At 45.2% G+C, this 23,095-nt stretch carries 18 protein-coding genes; 10 read left to right on the forward strand and 8 right to left on the reverse strand.

What is annotated here, in order from left to right; all coding sequences use genetic code 11:
* Window positions 1-129: 129 nt before the first annotated feature.
* The 5 genes from O3681_RS06260 to galE form a co-directional block, all read right to left on the reverse strand.
* Window positions 130-2,244 carry a capsular polysaccharide biosynthesis protein gene (locus tag O3681_RS06260; RefSeq protein WP_371459537.1) on the reverse strand — a complete coding sequence of 705 codons (2,115 nt, stop codon included), beginning with the start codon at window positions 2,242-2,244 and terminating at the stop codon, window positions 130-132.
* A 25-nt stretch (window positions 2,245-2,269) separates the two neighbouring features.
* Window positions 2,270-2,809, reverse strand: coding sequence for a dTDP-4-dehydrorhamnose 3,5-epimerase (gene rfbC, locus O3681_RS06265; RefSeq protein WP_199903873.1), 540 nt, complete (start codon window positions 2,807-2,809; stop codon window positions 2,270-2,272).
* 53 nt (window positions 2,810-2,862) lie between these two features.
* Window positions 2,863-3,729, reverse strand: a complete 867-nt coding sequence (gene rfbA / locus O3681_RS06270) for a glucose-1-phosphate thymidylyltransferase RfbA (protein ID WP_371459538.1) — start codon at window positions 3,727-3,729, stop codon at window positions 2,863-2,865.
* A 73-nt stretch (window positions 3,730-3,802) separates the two neighbouring features.
* Complete coding sequence (rffG, locus tag O3681_RS06275) at window positions 3,803-4,870, reverse strand: dTDP-glucose 4,6-dehydratase (RefSeq protein ID WP_107723850.1); 1,068 nt, start codon at window positions 4,868-4,870, stop codon at window positions 3,803-3,805.
* Between the two features lie 116 nt (window positions 4,871-4,986).
* A complete protein-coding gene (gene galE / locus O3681_RS06280; RefSeq protein WP_107723849.1) occupies window positions 4,987-6,003 on the reverse strand; it encodes a UDP-glucose 4-epimerase GalE in 1,017 nt (338 codons plus the stop codon).
* A 221-nt stretch (window positions 6,004-6,224) separates the two neighbouring features.
* Here galE and O3681_RS06285 point away from each other — a divergent pair, with 221 nt between their 5' ends.
* From O3681_RS06285 to O3681_RS06300, 4 genes are all read left to right on the forward strand, one after another.
* Window positions 6,225-6,455, forward strand: a complete 231-nt coding sequence (locus O3681_RS06285) for an acyl carrier protein (RefSeq protein WP_003747973.1) — start codon at window positions 6,225-6,227, stop codon at window positions 6,453-6,455.
* 3 nt (window positions 6,456-6,458) lie between these two features.
* Entirely contained in the window at window positions 6,459-7,898 is a 1,440-nt protein-coding gene (locus tag O3681_RS06290; protein ID WP_107723848.1) for an AMP-binding protein, read from the forward strand.
* A gap of 1 nt (window position 7,899) precedes the next feature.
* On the forward strand, window positions 7,900-9,270 hold the full coding sequence (locus O3681_RS06295; protein WP_371459539.1) for an XcbB/CpsF family capsular polysaccharide biosynthesis protein: 1,371 nt from the start codon (window positions 7,900-7,902) through the stop codon (window positions 9,268-9,270).
* 85 nt (window positions 9,271-9,355) lie between these two features.
* A complete protein-coding gene (locus O3681_RS06300; RefSeq protein ID WP_107723847.1) occupies window positions 9,356-10,405 on the forward strand; it encodes an acyltransferase in 1,050 nt (349 codons plus the stop codon).
* Between the two features lie 71 nt (window positions 10,406-10,476).
* Here the strand turns inward: O3681_RS06300 and O3681_RS06305 are convergent, their stop codons facing one another.
* Window positions 10,477-14,163, reverse strand: coding sequence for a CDP-glycerol glycerophosphotransferase family protein (locus O3681_RS06305; protein ID WP_107723846.1), 3,687 nt, complete (start codon window positions 14,161-14,163; stop codon window positions 10,477-10,479).
* A gap of 18 nt (window positions 14,164-14,181) precedes the next feature.
* Entirely contained in the window at window positions 14,182-15,285 is a 1,104-nt protein-coding gene (locus O3681_RS06310) for a stealth family protein (RefSeq protein ID WP_371459540.1), read from the reverse strand.
* 119 nt (window positions 15,286-15,404) lie between these two features.
* On the opposite strand from O3681_RS06310, the gene O3681_RS06315 reads away from it, so the two are divergent.
* The 6 genes from O3681_RS06315 (at window position 15,405) to O3681_RS06340 (ending at window position 22,087) form a co-directional block, all read left to right on the forward strand.
* Complete coding sequence (locus tag O3681_RS06315) at window positions 15,405-16,583, forward strand: polysaccharide biosynthesis/export family protein (protein ID WP_107723844.1); 1,179 nt, start codon at window positions 15,405-15,407, stop codon at window positions 16,581-16,583.
* An 11-nt stretch (window positions 16,584-16,594) separates the two neighbouring features.
* A complete protein-coding gene (locus tag O3681_RS06320) occupies window positions 16,595-17,764 on the forward strand; it encodes a capsule biosynthesis protein (protein ID WP_107723843.1) in 1,170 nt (389 codons plus the stop codon).
* On the forward strand, window positions 17,764-18,561 hold the full coding sequence (locus O3681_RS06325) for an ABC transporter permease (protein WP_049323612.1): 798 nt from the start codon (window positions 17,764-17,766) through the stop codon (window positions 18,559-18,561). The genes O3681_RS06320 and O3681_RS06325 overlap by 1 nt, the downstream gene beginning before the upstream one ends.
* A complete protein-coding gene (locus O3681_RS06330; RefSeq protein ID WP_003747991.1) occupies window positions 18,558-19,208 on the forward strand; it encodes an ABC transporter ATP-binding protein in 651 nt (216 codons plus the stop codon). Before O3681_RS06325 ends, O3681_RS06330 begins: the two co-directional genes overlap by 4 nt.
* 63 nt (window positions 19,209-19,271) lie before the next feature.
* Complete coding sequence (locus tag O3681_RS06335; protein WP_371459541.1) at window positions 19,272-21,545, forward strand: Tex family protein; 2,274 nt, start codon at window positions 19,272-19,274, stop codon at window positions 21,543-21,545.
* 200 nt (window positions 21,546-21,745) lie between these two features.
* Window positions 21,746-22,087: a hypothetical protein gene (locus tag O3681_RS06340; protein WP_003683849.1), complete on the forward strand. Its 342-nt coding sequence runs from the start codon at window positions 21,746-21,748 to the stop codon at window positions 22,085-22,087.
* Between the two features lie 57 nt (window positions 22,088-22,144).
* On the opposite strand, the gene O3681_RS06345 is transcribed toward O3681_RS06340, so the two are convergent.
* Complete coding sequence (locus tag O3681_RS06345; RefSeq protein ID WP_371459542.1) at window positions 22,145-23,035, reverse strand: LysR family transcriptional regulator; 891 nt, start codon at window positions 23,033-23,035, stop codon at window positions 22,145-22,147.
* Window positions 23,036-23,095 lie beyond the last annotated feature (60 nt).

Genomic DNA, 23,095 nt, shown 5'->3' on the forward strand with positions numbered 1-23,095 from the left:
TGTGGTTTTGTTTTTTATGTAATAGTTTTAGGTTGAACTTTCAAGCATACGCCAAGAGAATTAACGATGCAAAGGCAATGATGCCGCAATAGAGGCAAGTTTATGACGTGTCGTTAATTTAGATGGTGTTTATTTGAAAGATCGATATAGTTGTTTGATTTTACCTAATTTTTTAGCAAAGTACCCGCGATGTAATCCGTTGTTGTTTTTTTGCATATTTTTTTGTCGTATCAGGATTTGGGCAGCGGTTTCCGCATTGATGGCCTGATGGGTTTCGGGATGGATATAGTCGGGATAGTGTATGAGCGTACCGGCAATCAGCTGCCAAAGCTCAAGCCTGCGGCTGCGGCGCGGAATGGGGAGCAGATCTTGGGTAAGCCCCCAGCCTGCATAGAAAGGCAGGCCGTAGCAGCTGACTTTTTTGCCACGCAACAAGGCTTCAAAACCGGTCAGCGAAGTCATGGTATGTACTTCGTCTGCGTATTGGAGACAGGTCAGGATATCGGCTTGTTCGGCGGTTTGGTCGGCATATCGTGCAGCATCTTCAGGAAAAATCTGGCCGATACGGTTACCGCTGACTACATCGGGATGCGGTTTGTAGATGATATAGGCATCGGGATTGCATTCGCGTACAGTACGGAGCAGATCCAGATTGCGATAGATTTGGGGCGAACCGTAGCGGATAGACGCGTCATCCTCAACTTGGCCGGGAACGAGGATTACGGTTTTGTCGGTTGATGGGGCGGTGAAGTCTGAGCTGCCGACGTTGTATTTGCTGATGTGGTTTTCGGTCAGCATTTTTTGCAGCTTCAAGGCCGTCTGAAAGTCTTGATCGTTGAAGTTTTGGTTTTGCAGGATGTGTTCAAGACGTGACGGGGTTTCGGCATTGAAATAAATGCCCATATCGTCGGTAACGAGCGACAGCGGCGGGACTAAATTAGAACCAAGCCCGACCGAGCGGATAAAGCCGTCTTCCATGCGCAACAGGGGGATGTGGTGTTGTTCGGCAAAACGGACGATGGTCTCTTTGCCGTTGCCCCAAGCTAGGATGCGTGCATCATCGGACAGTTTGACCCCTGCCAGTTTTTGGGTAGAGGAGATAAATTTCAGACGGCATGAAGGTACGTTAAAGAACGGTTTGGCAACCGCGCGTTTCCACAAAGACATGCTGACGCAATATAACTCACCACGTAATTTGTCGTTTTTGCGTTTGACCGTCGCCAGATAGTCGATGACATCAAAGAGGCTGCCTGCTTCGCCGGTATTGGGGTTGAGGTAGCGGCTGTATTGCAGATAGGCTGCTGCGAAGAGTTGCAGCAAGTTGCGGCGGGCGCGGCGTTGGGTTTGAACAAGGCTGTCGATTTTTGGATGGCGGTCGTCGCTCACGCCCCATCCGGCATACCACGGCAGGCCGAAGGTGGTCAGTGGTTTGCCGCACAAAAGTGCCTCAAAGCCCATTTGTGAGGTAACGCAATAAACTTTATCGACGTTTTGCAACAAAGAAATCGGATTGATGTCTTCTGCCAAAAGATGGACGCGGTGTTGCTGCGCCAGCTGGGTCAGATAGCCTTGTTTTTTGCCGCACAAAACATCGGGATGGGTTTTTACCCAGATATCGGCTTGCGGATTTTCATTCAAGGCCGTCTGAAACATCAGTTCAAACGTAGAGGCATCTGCGCCGCCATATTGGATGGCCATATCGCCGAAGGTTTGATCAATGATAAGGACAGTTTCGGGTTTGGATGGGGAACGCAAAGGATGATCGTCTGAAAGTTCGGGCGCGTGGTTGTATTTGGATAGATGATGTCGCAGGATGAAATCCATCGCCTGTCGCGCCTGAGCCAAGGTTTCAGACGGCATGGTATCAGCGGCGAGAATCAGTTGTTCCAAACGCGAAGGACGCGTGGTGTCGTAGTAGATACCGATGTCGTCATAGACGATGGAGTAGGGCGGATAGCCGGCGACGCCCAGGCCGAGCGAACGTAAAAAACCGTCTTCCAAAGCAATAAAGGGAAGCTGGTGTTCAGCGGCAAAAGCACGCGCTTTGTGTGTCGTTGGGCGCAAACCCCAGCCGACAACAGCCTCTGCTCCTTTTCCGTCTTTGCAGATATGAAATTCAGGCAATAGGATGGAGAGATGGGGGATTTTGCGGATGCCGCGAGAGGGGATGTAGGCGTTTTTCACAATGCGTTTTCGTCGATTATTGTTATTAATGGATTGTAGGCCGTCTGAAAAGAGGAACATTCTTTCAGACGGCCCGAATTATTTTTTAAAACGTGACGGCTTCGGCCAATACTTTGCCTGCCAAGTCTTTAGGCGACAGGTTCGGCTCGCCTTGCAACGGCCAGTCAATGCCGACGGTCGGATCATTCCAAATCAGCGAGTGTTCGGCTTTGGGATTGTAATAATCCGTGCATTTATAGACGAACTCGGCTTCGTCGCTCAGTACATAGAAACCGTGTGCGAAACCTTCGGGTACCCACAGTTGGCGTTTGTTTTCTGCGGACAGGATCTCGCCTACCCATTTGCCGAAAGTGGGGGAGCCTTTACGCATATCGACGGCTACGTCGAATACTTCGCCGACAACCACGCGCACGAGTTTGCCTTGTGTGTTTTCAGTTTGATAGTGCAGGCCGCGCAATACGCCTTTGCTGGATTTGGAGTGGTTTTCCTGCACAAAGGTGCGGTTGCAGACTTGGGTTTTGAACCACTCGTCGCGGAAGGTTTCCATAAAAAAGCCGCGCGCGTCGCCGAAGACTTGCGGCTCAAGCAGTTTTACGTCAGGAATGGCGGTATCAATGATGTTCATCGTTTTATCTTTCATCTAAAGGCCGTCTGAAAAGTTTCAGACGGCCTCAAACATTATTTTTTCAACAGGCGCAGCAAATATTGGCCGTATTGGTTTTTCGCCATCGGGTGCGCCAGCTCTTCCAGTTTTTCATCGGAAAGCCAACCGTTGCGCCAAGCGATTTCTTCCAGGCAGGCGATTTGCAGGTCTTGGATGTTTTGCACGGTTTGGACGAATGAAGCAGCTTCGTGCAGGCTCTCGTGAGTGCCGGTGTCCAGCCATGCAAAACCGCGTCCCAAAAGTTGTACCGACAATGAACCGTCTTCCAAATACATTTGGTTGAGGTCGGAAATTTCCAATTCGCCGCGGGCGGACGGTTTGATTTGTTTGGCGAACTCGACGACGCGGTTGTCGTAGAAGTACAAGCCGGTTACCGCCCAATCGGATTTTGGCTGTTGCGGTTTCTCTTCGATAGACAGGGCGTTGAAGTTTTCGTCAAATTCAACCACGCCGAAACGCTCGGGGTCTTTGACCTGATAACCGAATACGGTTGCGCCGTGGGTCTTGGCGGCGGCCTGTTTCAATGTTTGCGTAAACGATTGGCCGTAGAAAATATTGTCGCCCAAAACCAAGCAGACATTATCATTACCGATAAATTCTTCACCGATGATAAATGCCTGTGCCAAGCCGTCCGGAGTGGGTTGCACGGCATAACTGATGGAAATGCCGAAATCGCTGCCGTCGCCGAGCAGGCGTTTGAAAGAGGCGTTGTCTTCAGGCGTGGTAATTACCAAAATATCGCGGATTCCTGCCAGCATCAATACGGACAGGGGATAGTAAATCATGGGCTTGTCGTACACGAGCAGCAGTTGTTTGGATACGCCGCGCGTGATGGGGTAGAGGCGTGTGCCGCTGCCGCCGGCAAGGATGATGCCTTTCATGGGTTTTCTCCTGAGTAGTGTGTGTTTGCATGATTTTCAGACGGCCTAATATGGGAACAGGCCGTCTGAAAACTTATTTTCCGGTGCCTAAACGTTCCAAACGGTAGCTACCGTTCAATACGTTTTGCCACCAGGTTTTGTTGTCCAAATACCATTGCACTGTTTTGCGGATGCCGGATTCGAATGTTTCTTGAGGTTTCCAGCCCAGCTCCCTGCCGATTTTGGCTGCATCAATGGCGTAGCGCACGTCATGGCCGGGACGGTCTTGTACGAAAGTAATCAAATCTTCATAACGCGCCACGCCGGCCGGTTTTTCAGGAACAAGCTCTTCCAGCAGGGCGCAGATGGTTTTGACGACTTCAATATTGGCTTTTTCATTGTGGCCGCCGATATTGTAGGTTTCGCCGACAACACCTTCGGTAACAACCTGATACAGCGCGCGTGCGTGGTCTTCGACAAACAGCCAGTCGCGGATTTGCATACCGTCTCCGTAAACGGGCAGCGGTTTGCCGTCAAGCGCGTTCAGAATCATCAGCGGAATGAGTTTTTCCGGGAAATGGTAAGGGCCGTAGTTGTTGGAGCAGTTGGTTACGATGGTCGGCAAACCGTAAGTACGCAACCATGCGCGGACGAGATGGTCACTGGACGCTTTAGAAGCAGAGTAGGGGCTGGACGGCGCGTATGGCGTGGTTTCGGTGAACAAATCGTCCGTACCGTGCAAATCGCCATAGACTTCATCGGTAGAAATATGGTGGAAGCGGAAGGCTTCGCGCTTTTCAGACGGCATTTGTTGCCAGTAGGCGCGGGCCGCTTCAAGCAGATTGAATGTGCCGACGATATTGGTTTGGATAAATTCGCCTGCCGAATCGATAGAGCGGTCGACATGGCTTTCCGCAGCCAAGTGCATCACGGCATCTGGCTGGTGTTGTGCGAATACGCGGTCGAGTTCTGCACGGTCGCAAATATCTACTTGCTCAAAAGCATAGCGAGGATTATTGGCTACCTCAGTCAAAGATTCCAAATTGCCGGCATAAGTCAGCTTATCGACATTGACGACAGAGTCTTGGGTGTTTTGGATAATATGACGGACAGCGGCAGAACCGATAAAGCCCGCACCGCCGGTAACAAGGATTTTTTTCATAAGTTTCATAGGATAGTCAAAATAATATAAACGGATTATAGCAGACAGAATGTGTGTTTTTCAGATAAAGAGGCCGTCTGAAAACATCTCTTTCAGACGGCCTGTATTAAGTCAACTTAATCGTCGTAGCCATTTGGGTTGTTGCTGACCCAACGCCATGAGTCTTCCATCATCTGCGCCAAATTGCGTTTGGTTTCCCAACCGGTCTGCGCTTTGGTGTAGGCAGGGTCGGCGTAACAAACAGCAATATCACCAGGGCGACGGTCTTTAATTCGATAAGGAACTTTCAGGCCTGAAGCAGTTTCAAAGGCTTTGATCATATCTAGTACGGAATAGCCGTTACCTGTGCCTAAATTAAATATATGTACACCGGACTTGGTTGAATGGCTTTGCATAGCTTTCAAATGGCCATCGGCCAGATCAACAACATGGATATAATCGCGCACACCTGTGCCATCAGGGGTAGGGTAGTCGTTTCCGAATACTGACAACTCTGTCAGTTTACCCAAAGCGACTTGGCAGATATACGGTAAGAGGTTATTTGGAATACCATTTGGGTATTCTCCGATTAAACCACTTTTGTGTGCGCCTACAGGATTGAAATAGCGTAGCAGAATCACGCTCCAGCGTGGGTCGGCTTTTTGAATATCAGTCAAAATACGTTCGACTATATATTTTGATGTGCCGTAAGGATTGGTTGTACCTCCTACTGGCATATCTTCGGTAATTGGCGTACGTGCAGGGTCACCATATACTGTAGCAGATGAGCTAAATACAATACTAAATACTCCTGCCTTAGCCATTTCTTCTGCCAAAATCAAGCTACCCGATACGTTGTAATTGTAATATTTCATAGGTAGTGTATTGCTTTCGCCTACCGCTTTCAAACCGGCAAAGTGCATCACAGTTTGGATTTTATGTTCGGCAAAAATCTTTTGCAGCATAGCGCGATCTCGGATATCTCCTTGATAAAAAGGAATATCTTTGCCAGTGATTTTTTTTAGACGTGGCAGAATGTTGATACTGGAATTGCACAGATTGTCAAGAATTACGACATTGTAGCCCGCTTCAATCAGCGAAATAGCGGTATGCGAGCCGATAAAACCGGTACCGCCGGTGATAAGAATAGTCATTGGTTTTCCTTAATTAAAATTGTGTTTGGAAGTCGTGAAACCGGTTGGCTGAAAATACAAACGCTTTCAGATGGCTTGGTGTAAGTGTTGTCAAAGAGGGATTGCTTTATTTGGTTATTGTATATTTAGTTACCTGAAAAGTAAAAAAATATGGGATAATCACAATGTTATGCACAGGGTGCAAAGCGTTATCATTTCAATTTTAATAAAAGGATCTTACCATGTCAGTATCTAACGAAGTTTTGGCGTTGATTTCACAAGTTGCACAAAAACAAGTGTCAGCAAATGAAGAATTGTTGTCTACGGGACTTATTGATTCTGTGAGCGCAATGGATTTGGTTATGGCCATCAAACAAAAATTTGATGTTGATTTGCCGTTTGAGCAACTGGTTGATATTTTGGCAAACTCAGCCAATATCATTCAATATGTTGAAAATAATTACAAAGGCTAAATCATGAAACAATTAAATGAATTCCAAAATCTTGATGATTTTTTGGAATACCGTTTCAGCCAAACTTCGGGAAAAGCGTTAGTTAATGATACTCAGGAATGTTCTTGGGAAGAGTTGCGCGTAAAAATAGCCGCATTTATCGAGGCTTACAAAAGCATAGCAGATATTACCAAAAACATTCCTTTGGTGTTGCACGGCCATAAAGAAATTGATTTTGCAGTGGCAATTTATGCCTGCTTATTAAACAAAATCCCTTTTATTCCGGTGGATAGTATTTATCCTGAAAGCCGTTTGAACAATATCTGCCAACTGTCGAAAGCACGTTTTGTGTACCGTTCGGCAACGCAAACTTTTGAAAAGCAGACTGATGAAGAAGTAGAGTTGGCTGAAAAAGATTTGGCTTACATCATGTTTACTTCAGGAACAACCGGCGCACCTAAGGGGGTGCAAATCGGTCGTGAAGCTGTATTCAACCTGATGAAATGGATGAAAGAGCAGCTTAATTTAGCCGCACCTAATGTGTTTATGAATCAGGCTCCGTTTGCGTTTGATTTGTCAATGTACGAAATCTTTGGCAACTTGGCTTACGGTGGTTGCATTGTCATGAACAGTCGTGATGCTATTTCTAATCCTGCCACCTGGATTGATTTTTTGGTCAAACAACAAATTACTACTTGGGTTTCCACGCCTTCTTTTGCCATGCAGCAGCTGCTCAACCCTAAATGTAGTCAGGCTACTTTACCGAGTTTGAAGGAATTTTTGTTCTGTGGCGAAAAACTTGGCAAACCTGTAGTAAATATGATTTTTCAAAAATTTCCCGGTGTCCGTGTTATCAATACCTATGGTCCGACTGAGGCTACTGTAGCAACAACTTACGTTGATATTACGCCTGATATGCTGGCGGCAGAAGAAGAGTTGCCTGTAGGCATTGCCGTGCTTAATTCCAAATTAGAGATTGTTGACGAAGAGATTTGGATTAGTGGTAATCATGTGATGCGTGGCTATCTGAACAACGAAACTGAAAATGCCAAACGCTTGGTAGTACACAGTGCAGATAACCGCACTTATAAAACAGGTGACTACGGTTTTGAAAGAAATGGATTGTTCTATGTACAAGGCCGTAAAGACGAGCAGATTAAGCTCAATGGCTACCGTATCGAACTTTCAGAAATTGAAGAAAAAATCCTTAACCTTAAGGAATTTGCCTTTGATAATGTGGCAGTAGTGGCGTTGAAGCGCAACACAGGCGCAGTATTGCGTTTGGTGTGTTTCTATACAGCCAAGCAAAGTGCAGATACTCAGGCGATCAAAGACGCATTAGTACAAAATTTACCGTCTTACATGATGCCGTCTGAATTTATTCACATTGATGAAATTCCAGTCAGCACCAACCACAAAACCGACAAAAAAGCATTGTTGGAAAAATATCAACAGGGTTTATAAAATGGATTTATATAAAATTCAGCAAAACATCTTACGAAAAGCCAAGATTGATCCTCAAAAGGTTAACGCTTGGATTTATAACAATCAAAGTATAGTGTTTGATTTTCTGTTGAACGACTATTTTGTCAGCGTCAGTTATACGGTAGTAGGACAAACCTTTAACTTTATTGAGCGTAATAAGAGCAAGGTTTCTCAAATTTCTGATTTTCCAAAATTTTTGAAATATATTTCAGAAGTCTATGGAAGTTACCCGCAATCGGTTAATCAAGAAAAGACAGTATTGTCTTTTAAATTTGCTGAAGCCGATTGGGCAAAAATTGAGGATAAATTTAGTGAGATTTTAGAAGTTACTTCCATTTATCTTGGCAGCGAACTGTGCTACATCCTGAATGTTGAAAAAAATAAAGGCATTAATTTAGCCGAGTACTTGGATAAGCCGGAAGTTGAATACATTGGTGTTAAAGGCGACAGTAATGAGTTTTTCCTAAGCTATGCTCGGAATCATGGTCTAAGTGATTATGTCTATGAGCTAAATAATAGAGGCTTTTTAGCTGTTGAACACAAAATGGGTGTAAGTGTGTTCCGTCGTGTGAACAAGCACAGTTATAAAGATCTTTTGGCTTATTTCCCAGACTCTTTCCATGAGTTGGAAAATGTTATTTATACTGTTGAAGCACCGAAAGTATTGAGTGCCAACAAGAAAAATCTATTGGTGTTGTTCTCTTATACCAATAAGAGCAATGAGAATATGGTTGACCGTTATTATAGCCACCCATTTCCATTTATCAGCAACAGCATTATGCCAAATACTTATATCATCCGTATGGCTGATGTATCAGACGCGTTTGGCAGTCACGGGTTGAATACAAAGTTTGATGAAAATATCGAAGACAATATCCAGCGTTTCATTAAGAGCCTGATGAATATTTATGGCGTAGATAAGAAAAACGTAGTCATTTGCGGTGCATCATCAGGCGGTACAGGAGCGGTATATCACGGCTTAATTGGTGGGTACAAAACCTTTGCAATCGACCCATTTTTGGGCAACCATAAATACTATGGTGGCAAAGATCCATTGTATCTGCACTCTATCCGTACGCCGATTTTGGAGACTTTCAAAAAGCTACCGGATGTAATTGATCATAACCTTGAAAATCAAGTGGTCATTTCATCGGCTAAGGTATCAGAGTTTTATCCGGATATTAAAGAGCTGAAAGAAGCATTGCCTACAGTTGTATTATGTGAATTTGACTTTGAAAAAATTCAAAAGCACATAGATTTTTCAGGCAACACAGTATTCTTGTCCAATACCATTATCAATAATTTGCTGTTGGACATCCATATCACTGATTCGGACATTAATCTGAACTAAATGCGAAGTAAATAGACAGTAAGTTTAAAATTTACTGTCTATTTTTTTAATATTTGAACCATATTTATCATGTTTGGGGAATGTAATGATAGATAAAACGACTGAAGAATTTCAGCAAGAAATTCTTAAAAATATCAAATTAAAAAATACGTCTGTTGATATTTATTATCAGCAGAATGTGTACTGCAATTTCAAATCTGACCGTGAAACACCATTTTCTGTCAGTTTAAATTTAGTTTGGCAGAAGATTTTCCTGTTTTATCGTAATAAAAGTGAGATAGATAATATCGGAGAAATGTTTCCAAACTTCAGTTTATCTAAGCAGGATGGGGATAATGTATACATTTATGATGTCAGTGCTTTGGATTTTGCCCAAACCTGTGCAGTCTTTATCAAATTGGCCGAACGTGCGGAACAATATTTTTCTGAACGGCCAGTAGTTAACAGCCGTAAAAAAGAAGTGATGTCAGGCAATTATATTGATACTTCCGGAAATAAAATTACTGCACCTGATAATCTGCGAAACTGTCATTTCCAATTTCTAGGAGGAGGTGGGAATGAAGTTGTTATCCACCCTAATGCAAACTTGCGTAATGTGTTTTTGGAATTTTTAGGCAAGGACAGCAAAGTCTATATTGGCGAGAATGTTTCTATGCAAGGCCAATGGTGTTTGGGAGTAGGCTGTACGATTAACATCGGCAGTAAAACTACCAGTACCAATCCGGTTTATATTACTGTTGCCGAACATACAACCTTGTCCATTGGTGAAGATTGTATGTTTGCCACGAATAATCAAATCCGTACTGATGATGCACACCCGATTTATAATGTTCATACTGGCAAACGTTTAAATGTTTCTAAAGACGTTACCATTGGAGACAGAGTGTGGGTAGCCTATGGCGCAACAATTTGGGGTGGTACAAAGATTGGTAGCGGTAGTATTGTTGGTGCATTTTCGGTAGTGAAAAAACATTTTCCTAATAACTGTGTTATTGCAGGCGTGCCGGCTAAAGTCATACGCAAAGATGTATTTTGGGAACGCAATAATGTTTTATACACAGATATAGATGAAGGTAAGGATTTGGCAGAAATGAATCATGTTACCTATATCAATTCAACAGTAGAACTTGATTAGTGCATCTAATAGTAAAGGCCGTCTGAAAACATAAAAGTTTTCAGACGGCCTTTTTTAAGATAAGACAGAGATTACTCTAAACAAGCCAATTGTTTTTTCAGACACTCAGCCTGTAATGCCTTGTCACCTTTCGCTTCGGCTATTTCAGCTGCCAGTTTCCAATATGCTGCTGTGTCTTGTAGAGAGAGACTGTCAAAATAACGTTGTGCTGTTTGATGGTTTTTCAGACGGCATAAAGCAGTTGTATAAAGATACATCGTTTCCGGTGAGGTTTGTGCAAAATCAGCCAATATTTTGGTGACAGACTCCCAATCTTGGTTTTGGGCTAGTTTTTCAGCTTCATACAAGGCCAAAGACGGATTCTCAGGATATTTTTGGCGCAGTTGAGCCAATAGATATCCTTCGCCGTCAGTGTTGCCGGTAGCGTACATTTTTTTCAGATAATCGACTGTTAAATCTTCAGGAATGAAGAGCAGATTTTCTTCAAAGGCACGGTTAAGCTGGGTAAATAGTTTTTCAGAATCACCGCGTAATTTTGCCAGTCTTGCAATGGCGATACGGCAACTTGGATCATTCTGAGTATGGTTTTCAAAAGAAACCAAATACTGATGCGCGCCTTGTAAGTTACCAAGTTTCATGCAGAGGTAAGAAGCCAATAGCTCGGGTTTTAGATAACCTTTTGTGCGATCGTCCAAGCTATCAATATACGTTTTCAGTAAAGCCAATGCTACAAAATAATTCTGCTCCGATAGCTTTTGTGCTACGGTCAACAAAGGTTGATATGAGTCGGATAAGTCTGTACCTATCCGGGCAAACAGTTTTTCAGACAGCCTTTTTGCTTGATGAAACGAGGCTGCAAGTAATGCTATAAGTAAATCATTTTGCGTTCCTATATGCTCGTTTTCAGCAAAAAATTCCGCCCCTTTAACGGCATTACCGATATATAAGTCCATTTTCGCATTCCAGTAACCTGCGGTATCGGGATAATCAGGTAACAGGTTTTGCAAAGTATCAAACTGTTTGCTCTCAAATAAAGCGTTCAGATAACGATGGCGATAATCAGCTGTTTCTTCCGCATTCAGACGGCCTGTATCAAGCAGAGTTTGAATACGGCTTGCAGCCAAGTCCCATGCCTGATGATTTTCTGCTTGCTCAATCATATCGACCAGAATCGGTAGGTTGTCGACAGTTTCGGCATGATCAAGGGCGATAATAGCTTGATACACACGTTCGCAGTTACCACCTTTTTGAAATGGGAAGGTAGCACGGATACGTTCAAGATATTTTGGTTTTAAACCCGTTTTGAGAATATTTTCTAGTTCATTAAATGTTTCTTGTTCAGTTAACGTGACTGGCCCAAAGCCAGAACTTTCATAGTCAAACCATCCCCTTTGAAGGGTATGGGCTCCAGAGAAAAATTCTTTTTGATCAAATTGATAATAGATAATAGATTTATTCAGATATGCCATATCAAAGGCTACAGAGGAATAGTCAGTAATTAAAATTGATGATTGGCCAAATAAGGTTTGTATACTTTCTATAGCACTTGATCCTTTCCAAACCTGAATGTAATTAGGAATATCAAAGAAGTCTAAATAAGGCTCAATATTCGGGTGTGGAGCAAATATAACTTCATAGTTAAACTTTTCTGCTAATTGTCTTAAATTTATAGAGTGCAAAAAATTAAACCAATGTTGCGCATAGGAAGTTTTCATAAAATCACTATTTAACGCACGTGTGTTGCTACCGCGACCAATATTTTGTCCTACAATATTGTTTCTCCAAGTAGGCATAATTAGGATTTTTCTACTTTGATCAATATTTTTTGATACTAAACTATCATAACGAGGAAAGCCTGCTAACACTGTTTCTTTTTTTGTTAGCTTATAGCGGCTAGGGTTAGCTATGATTGTTTGATATTCAGGGGTGGCAGTAGTAATAAAACAATGTAGATTAGTTTTAGTATTGAACCATGCAGAAAGGTCGTTTTGGGTGACTCCATGTTGAAGGAAGACGAATTTTTTGCTGTGTTCGTACAAATCACCAAAATAATTGTTAATGTGTTTTTCTAGATGGCTGGAAATGATTTTTTCAGCTTTACGCAAACGTTGTTCGTATTCTCTACCACCAAATTCTACAAGTTTAAAGCCTTCTTGTTCGAGACGGTTCCAGTCAGAGGCGGTTCTGTTGAGTGCGAAATAACAAGTTTGTTCAGGGTGGTTCTGCATCATATAACGATAAAAATGCTCAGCGTTGTCGTCAGCTTTGGTTTCCCTGTCCATCAAGAGCCAACTGCCGTCTGAAAGGTATTTTTCAGACGGCGTAAATAAACCGATAAGTTCATTTAATGCGATGCCGTGCATAAAGGTTTTACCTTTAATCGAAATTCGCATTGCTTTTTTGTTAAGTAGAATATTAATTTTGGCGTTGTCTGCAACATCCCCATAGGGAACCCACAAACGTTTTTCGTAAACAAATAATTGTTCATTTAGCTTATTAACTACGCTTTTTACATAGACAGGAATAAGATCATGCCCATCAGCCTGCACAGAATATGGCTGGTCGAAATAGGTAAAATAGCTGATAAGGAACTGTTTGCGTTCACGATCAATGTTTTCAATATAGGCGATTTGGAATGGTGGCTCGCTCTGTTTGAACATTCCAAGCATACCAACTTTATGGAATAGCCATACTCCCGCTAAGCCAAATTCCATAATATTTTTTTGATCAATATAATTAAAAACCTGCTGCATTAGATCATAAAAATGTGATTTTTGTTTGGCATCCAACAAATCTAGACGTTCAGGTCTATTAAGCAATTTTTGGATATACCAAGCCATATCATATAATGCGGTTTTTTGTATTGAGGAGGGTACATGCCCTAAGCGGTTTTTATAGTTTTGAAGCATAGGCAAGAAGCCATACTCAAAAACATTAGAAAACTTTTCTACTTTTTGCCAAGAAGTATCTAAAGTGGATGTGCCACTTTCACGTTTGCGATAGAAATAGACGGCATCTCTGTCAAACACAGCTTTTGCATCCTGCAAATCTAATAAATAGTCTGCAATAAATTTGCCATCTTCAAAGTTTGGCTTAACATTGTGGTCAAACACCAAATTCTGTTTTTTAATATGGCTGACTCTGAAAAAGGTGGAGGCAGCTGACATATTGATAAATTTATCGAGCTTAGCAACATCAATAACGTGGGTTTTATCAAAACGGAATTTTAAAGGATGATTATCTTTTATAATATTTTGATTTTCAAAGAAAAAAATCATATTGGTAGCTACGGTTACTGCCGACGGATGTTGGCTAATTTGAGTATCTACTGATTTGAAGTAGTCAGGGTGAAGATAATCGTCAGGGTCAGTAAATACTACCCATTCCGTTTGTGTATGTTGTAAACCTAGATTGCGTGCCGAGGCCTGGCCGCCATTTTCTTTGTAAAAATAATGGATATTTTTAGGAAATTTGGCTTGCCATCGTTTGATGATTTCTGCTGAATGGTCGGTTGACCCATCATCTACTAGAATGATTTGAATGTGTTTTTTGAAATTCAAGCTTTGTTTGACGATACTGTCAAAGTATTCATCAAGGTATTTTTCGACGTTATAAACGGCTGAAACGATTGTAAATTGATTATTACCTTCGTATTTTAAGGGAAGGTATTTTTTGAGTTTCATTACGCGTTTGGCGTACATGTCGCGGAAAAAGAGTTTAGGGTCTCGTAAGAGCTTCCGAAATTTTTTATTGTTCATTTTTTTGACCTTTTATTTTTATTTGGTTTTGAAGTAATTTTCCAGCATTTGAATCAGTTTGTCCTGGTAGTTTTCAATCTGTTGCTGGCTGTGAAAATCGTTGGCACAAAAAGAGTGTGGCTGCCGCCCATTTTTTTTATTTTCTAAGAGCTTGATATATTGGGCAGGCGCTTTGTTGGAGCGGATATTAAAATAATAACATATTTCATTACCTACTGTAGATTTCCTGTTTAAAAACATCAGCCAAGGTACGAGGAAGGTGGCAAGGTTGAGATCGTGGTTAGAACGGAAACGGTTGGATAAAAAGGCTTCAATCTCAGTACGGTAGTGCTGCCAAGCAAATTGAAAGCTGCTTTTATGCAGTGGGATATAGGTGTGTACTAACGGACGGTCGATGTGGCAGTCGTAGTGCTGTTGTAATAGTGCGATACAGTTTTTTGAGGCGGAAAGAGTGGGTGTGTCGGTTCCTCTTTCGGACATTTGTTTTAGGCTTTTGTCTGCAATAAAAAGTGAAGCAATCCCGTTGGCGTGAAAAAAATGTTCCTTCGGTAATGGTCGGGCAACAAATACATCATCGTTAAAATAGATGAAGTGCTCATTTAGATTGGGAATGTTGTGCAAGTGTGCTTCGATTACATGCGAATTGAAGGTGGGCAGGTATTGTGGGTCAATGATTTGACTGTGATCTATTATGCTGACATTGGGATAGTCGGCAGGGTTGAGCCAATCGGGGCGTTGGTTGTCGGTAATGATGTAGATATGGTTAACCCACGGCAGGAAGGTACGCACGCTGTGAAGTGAATAGTAAAGTTCGTTGTGGTTGCTGAAACGAGCTTCGTCATTATTGTGAAGTGCGTTTTTTTCGGCAGTAGGGCTATATTGGCGGCGGTGTTGCTGCCATTTGGGATCTTGGTTATTTACCCATGTGAAAACGACATCAACTTTAATAGGGGGAAGGTCGATACTATTTTCAATTTCGGCTAAATACAGGCTGTTGTCGATAATGACCGGTTCGTCAGACTCTGTTGTACGCTGTTCGGCGTTTCGGACAGGGTATCTTTTGTTGAGATAGTCGCGGAAGAATACACCTGGTTGTTGAATCAGTTTTTTAAGTTTTCTCATGACGGTATTCGCTGTAATGTGATGTCTTTTGATGCTTATGTCAGGTTTTCAGACGGCCTAATATTTCATCAGGTGTTATAATGGCTGTGCGTAATTAAAAGTATAGTGAGATTTAATCAATGTTGAAAGCAGAATGTCTTACCCGCAGGGGCATGTTATTGTTGTGTGTCAGTCTGTTGGCTGCATGCTCTTCTCTTCCTACTTCCGGCCCAAGTACACGAAATGTTGTTGCTTTGGGGCAACAGCAGGCTACAGCCGAAGTACCGGAGGTGGAATTGATTGATGTGAATGGTGCGGTAGCTCAGTCGCTATATCAAGCGCAAGTTAATCAGTCATTTGCTCAGTTGGGCGATGGTACGTCATCAATAGGGGCTATCAATATAGGTGATGTGCTGGACATTACGATTTGGGAAGCTCCTCCGGCTGTGTTGTTCGGCGGAGCTTTGTCGTCTACCGGTTCGGGTAATGCGCAGCAAACGAAGCTGCCTGAACAGATGGTCAGCTCTTCAGGCACGATTTCTGTGCCGTTTATCGGCGATGTGTCTGTCCTTGGTAAAACACCGGTTCAGGTGCAAAACATTATTAAAGGCCGTCTGAAAAAAATGGCGAACCAGCCGCAGGTAATGGTGCGCATGGTGCAAAATAATGCGGCGAATGTATCGGTTATCCGTGCGGGCAACAGTGTGCGTATGCCTTTGACGGCTGCAGGCGAGCGTGTGTTGGATGCGGTGGCTGCGGTGGGCGGTTCGACTGCGAATGTTCAGGATACGAACGTACAGCTGACACGCGGTAATGTTGTCAGAACGATTGCTCTGGAAGATTTGGTGGCGCATCCGCGTCAAAATATTTTGTTGCGTCGCGGTGACGTGATCACGATGATTACAAATCCGAGCACGTTTACGTCTATGGGTGCGGTTGGTCATACGCAGCAGATTGGTTTCTCTGTGAAGGGCTTGTCTTTGGCTGAGGCTGTGGGACGTATGGGCGGTTTGCAGGATTATCGTGCAGATGCGCGCGGTGTATTTGTATTCCGTTATGCGCCTTTATCCGAGCTGCCTCCTGAGAAACAATCTAAATGGGTTGAAAAGGGTTATGGCGATCGTGCGGAGATTCCTGTGGTCTACCGTTTGAACCTGGCAGATGCGAATTCTATGTTTTGGATGCAGCGTTTCCCTGTGAAGGATAAGGACGTGGTGTACGTATCGAATGCGCCGATGGCTGAAGTACGCAAGTTCTTGTCATTTGTGTTCTCACCTGTGGTGAGCAGTGCGAACAGTATTAATAATTTAGTGAACTAATGGGGAAAATAATGTCTGAGCAAGTTTCTGCAAATGTGGATGTGAAACCGGAACAACCGGCTCCCGAAAAGAAAAAGGCCAAAAAGTCTTGGTTACGTAAGATTAATCCGTTGCTTTGGGTAACGGTTATCGTGCCGACTTTGTGTTCCGGTGTGTATTACGGAATATTTGCTTCCGATCAGTTCACATCCCAGTCCAGCTTTGTGGTGCGCTCTCCTAAGAGCCAATCGTCTTTGAACGGCTTGGGTGCCATTTTGCAGGGGTCTGGTTTCTCTCGTGCGCAAGACGATATTTATACCGTGCAGGAATATATGCAGTCGCGTTCAGCTTTGGACGCGTTGCGTAAGAAAATGCCCGTTCGTGATTTTTATGAAAAAGAAGGCGACATCTTCAGCCGTTTTAATGGTTTTGGCCTGCGTGGCGAGGATGAAGCGTTTTATCAATACTACCGCGATAAGGTATCCATCCATTTTGACTCTGTCTCAGGCATTTCCAATTTGAGCGTTATATCGTTCAATGCCGGTGAATCTCAAAAGATCAATGATGCTTTGCTCAAACAGGGCGAGGTATTGATCAACCAGCTGAACGAACGTGCTCGTCAGGATACGATTCGTTATGCTCAAGAAGTGGTCAATTCGGCTGAGGAGAAAGTTAAAGAAGCTTCTGCCCAATTGACAAAATTCCGTGTTTCCAACGGTATTTTCGACTTGAAGGCGCAATCCGATGTGCAAATGGGTTTGGTATCCAAATTGCAGGATGAGTTGATTGTCATTCAAACCCAGCTTGACCAGGTAAAAGCTGTTACGCCTGAAAACCCGCAAATTCCAGGTTTGATTGCGCGTGAGAAGAGCTTGCGTAAAGAAATCTCGCAACAAATGAAAGCGATTTCCGGCGGTGGCGAGGGATCATTGTCCAATCAGGCGGCGGAATATCAGCGCGTGTATTTGGAAAACGAATTGGCTGAGAAACAATTGGCTGCGGCGATGACTTCTTTGGAAAGTGCAAAAGCGGAAGCAGATCGTCAGCAATTGTATTTGGAAGTGATTTCCCAGCCGAACAAACCTGACTTGGCACATGAGCCAAACCGTTTGTACAACATCGTGGCAACGTTTGTCATCGGTTTGATTGTCTATGGCATAGCCGTGTTGCTGACGGCAAGTATCCGTGAGCATAAAAACTGATGAAAGAGCTACATAAAACATCGTTTTTGGAGTCGCTGCTTATTCAAAAAAGGGTAATCGGCGCACTCTTAATGCGTGAAATTATTACTCGCTACGGTCGTAATAACATTGGTTTTTTGTGGTTGTTTGTCGAACCTTTGCTGCTGACTTTGGTTATGGTGTTGATGTGGAAATTTTTCCGCATGCACAACGTGTCAGCTTTGAATATCGTTGCATTCACGCTGACAGGCTATCCGATGATGATGATGTGGCGTAATGCTTCTAATCGTGCCATCGGTTCGATTTCGGCCAATACAAGCTTGCTGTATCACCGAAATGTACGCGTTTTGGATACCATTTTTGCGCGTATGTTGTTGGAGATTGCCGGCGCCACCATTGCGCAGGTCGTGATTATGTTCGCATTGGTCATCATCGGTTGGATTGATGTACCGGCAGATATTTTCTATATGTTGTTGGCTTGGCTTTTGATGGCAATGTTTGCCGTTGGATTGGGGCTGGTCATTTGTTCGGTGGCGTTTCACTTTGAACCGTTTGGTAAGGTTTGGAGTACCATCAGTTTTGTGATGATGCCTTTATCCGGCGTGTTTTTCTTCGTACACAACCTGCCTCAGCAGTTACAACACTATGTGCTGATGATTCCGATGGTGCATGGTACAGAAATGTTCCGTGCCGGATATTTTGGCGACAGCGTCACGACTTACGAAAATCCTTGGTATATTTTGTTGTGTAACTTGGTTTTGCTGCTGCTTGGTTTGGCGATGGTGGCGAGATTCAGCAAAGGGGTTGAGCCGCAATGATTTCAGTTGAACACGTTTCCAAACGGTATCTGACCCGCCAAGGTTGGCGGACAGTCTTGCACGATATCAACTTCAAAATGGAGAAGGGCGAGAAAATCGGTATTCTTGGCCGCAACGGTGCAGGTAAATCGACGCTCATCCGTTTGATTAGTGGCGTTGAACCGCCGACCACGGGAGAAATCAAACGTACGATGAGTATTTCTTGGCCTTTGGCATTCTCCGGTGCGTTTCAAGGCAGTCTGACCGGTATGGACAATTTGCGTTTCATCTGTCGGATTTACAACGTCGACATCGATTATGTGAAGAACTTTACCGAAGAGTTTTCCGAGCTGGGTCAATATCTTTATGAGCCGGTCAAGCGTTATTCTTCAGGTATGAAGGCACGTTTGGCATTTGCTTTGTCGTTGGCGGTAGAGTTTGACTGCTATCTGATTGACGAAGTGATTGCAGTTGGCGACTCGCGCTTTGCCGATAAATGTAAGTACGAGTTGTTTGAAAAGCGCAAAGACCGTTCCATCATCTTGGTATCGCATAGCCACAGCGCCATGAAGCAATATTGTGATAATGCGATGGTGCTGGAAAAAGGGCATATGTACCAGTTTGAAGACATGGACAAAGCCTACGAATATTATAATTCGCTGCCTTAAAGCGATTGTTTTTAAATCAGGCCGTCTGAAATTTCAGACGGCCTGTCCGTTGGAATTCTATTGATGAACATTACTCAAATTCTTTCCCAAGAACTCTCCGCCACTGCCGCGCAAATCAGTGCCGCCATTGAGCTTTTAGATGATGGCGCGACCGTCCCCTTTATCGCGCGTTACCGTAAAGAAGCCACGGGCGGGTTGGACGATACGCAGTTGCGCCAGCTTGCCGAGCGGCTGCAATACCTGCGCGAATTGGAAGAGCGCAAAGCCGTTGTGTTAAAAAGTATTGAAGAGCAAGGCAAGCTTTCAGACGACCTCAGGGCGCAAATCGAAGCCGCCGACAACAAAACCGCGCTGGAAGACCTGTATCTGCCCTACAAACCCAAACGCCGCACCAAAGCACAAATCGCACGCGAACACGGTTTGCAGCCGCTGGCGGATGCGTTGCTTGCCGAGCAGCCGCAGGACGTGGAAGCCGCCGCGCAGGGCTACCTGAACGAAAATGTCCCCGACGCCAAAGCCGCGCTGGACGGTGCGCGCACGATTCTGATGGAACAGTTTGCTGAAGACGCGGAACTCATCGGTACGCTGCGTGACAAGCTGTGGAATGAAGCCGAAATCCACGCGCAAGTCGTTGAAGGCAAAGAAACAGAAGGCGAAAAATTCAGCGATTATTTCGACCATCGCGAACCCATCCGCACTATGCCCAGCCACCGCGCGCTGGCGGTATTGCGCGGCCGCAACGAAGGCATTTTGAATATCGCGCTCAAATACCAGCCCGACGACACGCCGATTACGCAGCAAAGCGAATACGAGAAACTCATCGCCCGCCGTTTCAAGATTTCAGACGGCCACAAATGGCTGCGCGATACCGTGCGCCTGACTTGGCGCGCGAAAATCTTTTTGTCGTTGGAGCTTGAAGCACTAAATCGTCTGAAAGAAGCCGCCGACACCGACGCGATTACCGTGTTCGCCCGCAATCTCAAAGACTTGCTGCTCGCCGCGCCCGCCGGACGGCTGACCACGCTGGGTCTCGACCCCGGCTACCGCAACGGCGTGAAATGCGCCGTAGTGGACGACACGGGCAAGCTGTTGGATACCGTCATCGTCTATTTGCATCAAGAAAACAATATGTTGGCAACGTTGTCGCGCCTGATTAAACAACACGGCGTGAAACTTATCGCCATCGGCAACGGCACCGCCAGCCGCGAAACCGACAAAATCGCGGGCGAACTGGTGGGCGGAATGCCGGAAATGGGGCTGCACAAAATCGTCGTTTCCGAAGCCGGCGCGTCGATTTATTCCGCGTCCGAACTGGCGGCGCGCGAGTTCCCCGACTTGGACGTTTCCCTGCGCGGCGCGGTGTCCATCGCCCGCAGGCTGCAAGACCCGCTCGCCGAGTTGGTCAAAATCGACCCCAAATCCATCGGCGTGGGGCAGTATCAGCACGACGTGAACCAAAGCCAGCTCGCCAAATCGCTGGACGCGGTGGTCGAAGACTGCGTGAACGCCGTCGGCGTGGACGTGAACACCGCCTCCGCCCCGCTCTTGGCGCGAATTTCCGGCTTAAATCAAACCCTTGCCCAAAACATCGTCGCCTACCGCGATGAAAACGGCGCGTTCGACAGCCGCAAAAAATTGCTGAAAGTACCGCGTTTGGGCGAAAAAACCTTCGAGCAGGCGGCAGGCTTTTTGCGGATTAACGGTGGCAAAGAGCCGTTGGACGCGAGCGCCGTCCACCCCGAAGCCTATCCTGTTGTCGCCAAAATGCTGGCGCAACAAGGCATTACCGCCGCCGAACTCATCGGCAACCGCGAGCGCGTGAAGCAAATCAAAGCCTCCGACTTCACCGACGAACGCTTCGGCCTGCCGACCATTCTGGACATCCTGTCCGAGCTTGAAAAACCCGGTCGCGACCCGCGCGGCGAGTTTCAGACGGCCTCATTCGCCGAAGGCATCCACGAAATCAGCGACTTGCAAGTCGGCATGATACTTGAAGGCGTGGTCTCCAACGTCGCCAACTTCGGCGCGTTCGTGGATATCGGCGTCCATCAAGACGGTTTGGTGCACATCTCCGCCCTGTCCAATAAATTTGTTCAAGACCCGCGCGAAGTCGTGAAAGCCGGAGATGTGGTGAAAGTGAAAGTGCTGGAAGTCGATGCTGCGCGTAAACGCATTGCACTCACCATGCGTTTGGATGACGAACCGGGCGGCACAGTCAAAGGCAACAGGCCGTCTGAAACCCGACATCAAGAACGCCGCGACCGCAAACCCCAACGCAACGACCGCGCCCCAACCAATTCGGCAATGGCGGATGCGTTTGCGAAGTTGAAGCGGTAAGGTAGAAAACCAATTGAAGGCCGTCTGAAAAGTGATGTTCAGACGGCCTTTATCGTATGAGGCGAATTAGATAATTAGTGGAATGGATATACTGATGCGCCCATTGAATGTTAACGATACATTTTGTAGTAGGCACATGCAAACAAGCGTATAGTTCCAAATATCACAAACCCATCATCACAACCTTAGGAGTTCAAACCATGAAACCTGTTTTGTTTGCCGCGCTGATTTCCTGTTTCTCCGTTGCTGCGTATGCAGCCTGTACCGACAGCCAGCAGCAGTGCGTGATTTATAAAAACGGCAATGTTGCGACAGAAGGCGGCTGTACGGTCAGTAAGTGCCAAAGTGCCGATGCGCAAGTGTTGAAATGGAAGCTGAAAAACGGCAAAGGCGTAACCGTGGAAATCGGAAAAAACGGTAAGGTTTTGGTGAACAAGAAACCGGGTGCGAAAGCGAACAACAGTAATGCGTCAGGCATGGGTTTGACATGCTATGCCGCCGATGCGGACAAACGCGAACAGTTCTGCTCGACCAATTATTGATTGGATTGTTGCTTTGATTAAAGGCCGTCTGAAAAGTGTTTCAGACGGCCTTGATGTTTATCTTTCCGATATTTTTTCATTGAGAAAGTCGATAAAGCTGCGTACTTTCGCACTGAGAAATGCCCTGTCGACATAGGTGGCGTTCAGTTGGTCTGTCCAGATGGTGTAATCGGGCAGAAGTTGGATCAATGTACCATCCTTCAATTCCTGCTGAACTGCCCAAAGGGGCTGATAGCCTATGCCTGCGCCTGCTTTAATCAGCTCGCGTATCATCAGTGTGTTGTCGCTGCGGATAACCGGGGAGAGATGGAGAATGGCTTTTTCTCCGGTAATGCGGTGGGTAATCTCCCAGTTTTGTTGACTGGTATAGGAAGGCAGGATGGCTTGATGCTGAATGACGGCTTCGGGCGTATCGGGTGTGCCGTGTCGGGCCAGATAGTCGGGAGCGGCAAGCAGGACGAACTCGATTTTGGCCAGCGGTTTGACGATCAGCGAAGGGGAGGGGGTTTTGGAAACGCGTAAGGCGAGGTCGAAACCTTCGGCAATGAGGTCGATATGGCGGTTGTCGAGGACGAGGTCAAGCGTGACTTTGGGATAACGCTGGCGGTATTCTGCTAGCCATGCGCTCATATTGCCACCTGCAAACCATAGGGGCATGGTAACGCGCAACATACCTTGCGGCGTGTCGGTACCGCCTGCCGCTTTTTGGGCAGCGGTGTCCAAGGTATCCAGCGCGTAGCTGCACTGGCGGTAGTATTCTTCGCCTGCTTCGGTCAGATGAAGGTTGCGGCTGTTGCGGTGTAAGAGCTTGGCTTGAATGGTGTTTTCCAGATGGCTGACGTGTTTGCTGGCCATGGCGGTGGAAATGCCGATCTGATCGGCGGCACGGGTAAAACTGCCGCTTTGCACCACTTGGCGGAAAACTTTTAGGCTGAATAGGGTATCCATGATTTCTTATTAGGAAACGTTGTGTCAATAATTCGAGTATATATCTCTTACTGGGAATTA

This window comes from Neisseria sp. 27098_8_158 (assembly GCF_041433145.1).
Taxonomy (GTDB): domain Bacteria; phylum Pseudomonadota; class Gammaproteobacteria; order Burkholderiales; family Neisseriaceae; genus Neisseria; species Neisseria subflava_E.